This is a genomic window from Novosphingobium resinovorum, assembly GCF_027922145.1.
GTDB classification, from domain to species: domain Bacteria; phylum Pseudomonadota; class Alphaproteobacteria; order Sphingomonadales; family Sphingomonadaceae; genus Novosphingobium; species Novosphingobium resinovorum.
Map to the genome: position 1 here is coordinate 1 of NZ_BSFC01000049.1, position 2,038 is coordinate 2,038.

Genomic DNA, 2,038 nt, shown 5'->3' on the forward strand with positions numbered 1-2,038 from the left:
CTGCTCAAAGGCATGGCCCATCAGGCCTTCGGTAGCCGTTCAGAACGCGCCAGCGTCATCTTGGGTGATCAAGGTCTCCTCGATCTCGGCGACCTTGTCGCCACGCCGGTGGCCGCAGCCAACGACGATGGCGACGCCGAAGGTAAGCCTGCCGTCGCTCGCCCACGGCGCAAGCGAGGCCTGATGGCACTGCCGGCCCATATCGAGCGTGTCGAGCGCGTAATCGATCCCGATACGCTGGATTGCCCCTGCTGCGCCGGCAAACTCCACAGGATCGGCGAAGATGCCAGTGAAGCACTCGACTGGGTGCCGGCCATCGTTCGCGTCATCCGCACGGTGCGTCCTCGCTATGCCTGCCGAGAATGCCGGGAGGGCGTCGTTCAGGCGCCGGCAGCTCGCCGGGCGATCCCGGGCTCGATGGTCACCACCTCGACGCTGGCCTGGATGGCGACAGCGCGCTTCGCCTGGTCGATCCCGCTCAATCGGCAGTTGCAGATGCTCGCAGGCCAAGGCGTCATCCTTGACCGGGCATTACCGAGCCGCTGGATGCGTAAGGTCGCATGGTGGGTGAAGGCGCTCTACGATCGCCTGCTTGCCTACGTCCACAGCCAGTCCCGGATCTTCTGCGATGAGACCCGCATGCCGGTCCTCGAGAAAGGGCGAAGACGAACCCGCACGACACAGTTCTGGGCGCACGCTTGTGACGACGGACCGTGGTCAGGCCCGGCCCATCCGGCTGTGGTGTATATCCATGCCCGCGGCCGGCGGCATGCCGAGGCGTTCGCACAACTCGCCCGCTACGAAGGCGTTATCCAGGTCGACGGCTATGGTGCTTACAAGGCGCTTGTGCGCAGTGGTCCCGGCAGAGGCAAGATCTCACTCGCCTTCTGTCTTGCCCATGCCCGGCGCAAGTTCGTCGATGCCTACCGCAAATCGCCATCGCCGGTGGCAGCGGCGATCATTACCCTGATCGGTGAGGTCTACGCGGTCGAGGCGCGTGTGCGCAAAGGCACCGCCACACAGCGCCTCCAGGCTCGTCTCGCTGAAACCGCCGACGTCATGGCGAAGATCAAGGCGCAGATCGACATCATGCTTCCAGGTCTGTCGCCCAAGTCCGACCTGTCCAAGGCGATGCGCTACACGCTCAACCACTGGAAGGGGCTAACCCTGTTCCTGGAAGACGGCCGGATCGAGGTCGATACCAACACCGTGGAGCGCGGAATGAGGAATGTAGCCCAGGGCCGCAAGTCCAGCCTCTTCGCTGGCAGTGAGGAAGGAGCCCAGACATGGGCTGTCATGGCATCCCTTCTCCAGACGGCTCGCCTGGGCGGCCTGGATCCCTACACCTGGCTGAATGACGTGCTGGAGCGCATCGTCACGGGCGCTGTGAAGATCAACGAACTGGACATCTTGCTCCCATGGAACTGGCGGCCGGCGGCAGAACCGGTAAAGGCGCTGGCGGCATGAACTTCAAACGTCGCACCTCGCCGGGCCGGACCCTCTCGCTCGAACAGCTCGAGAGATGGCTCGACGAGCTTGATCCCCCTGTAGCTGGCGTCTCATCGATCGACGGCTTCCTGGCCGCAGTCGCCGCAGGCCCCAGCGTCATTGACCCCGACGTATGGATCAGGAGCATCCTGCGCGACCATGCTCAAAGTGCGCGCTCGGCGCCTGCGCGCCGAACGATCCTCAAGCGGTATAACCGCATCTGCATCGAGCTAGCCGAGAAGCCCGAGGCCTACGCGCCGATCTACATGCGCACCAAGGAAGGCGAGGTACTGCTCGAGGACTTCGCCAACGGGTTCTTCACAGCCATGCATCTCGACTTGGAGGCGTGGAAGCCCTTCATCGCCGACCCGCAGTTCGGCTACCCGCTCGCGGCACTGCTTGGCCACAGCACCATTACAGGTGGCCCGTCATGGAGCGACCAACTGGGTGATCCGAGCGCCAATCTGGCACTTGCCGATACGTGGCGCATGGTCCCGCAAATCATCTCCCTGATCCATGACCAGTGCGCCTTCGCGCGCATGACGCCAGC

General features: G+C 64.0%; 2 protein-coding genes. Both read left to right on the forward strand.

What is annotated here, in order from left to right:
* On the forward strand, nucleotides 1-1,467 hold a 1,467-nt coding region (tnpC, locus tag PKE80_RS25160), incomplete at its 5' end, for an IS66 family transposase (RefSeq protein ID WP_271184823.1).
* On the forward strand, nucleotides 1,419-2,038 hold a 620-nt coding region (locus PKE80_RS25165; RefSeq protein ID WP_271184824.1), incomplete at its 3' end, for a UPF0149 family protein. The genes tnpC and PKE80_RS25165, both read left to right, overlap by 49 nt.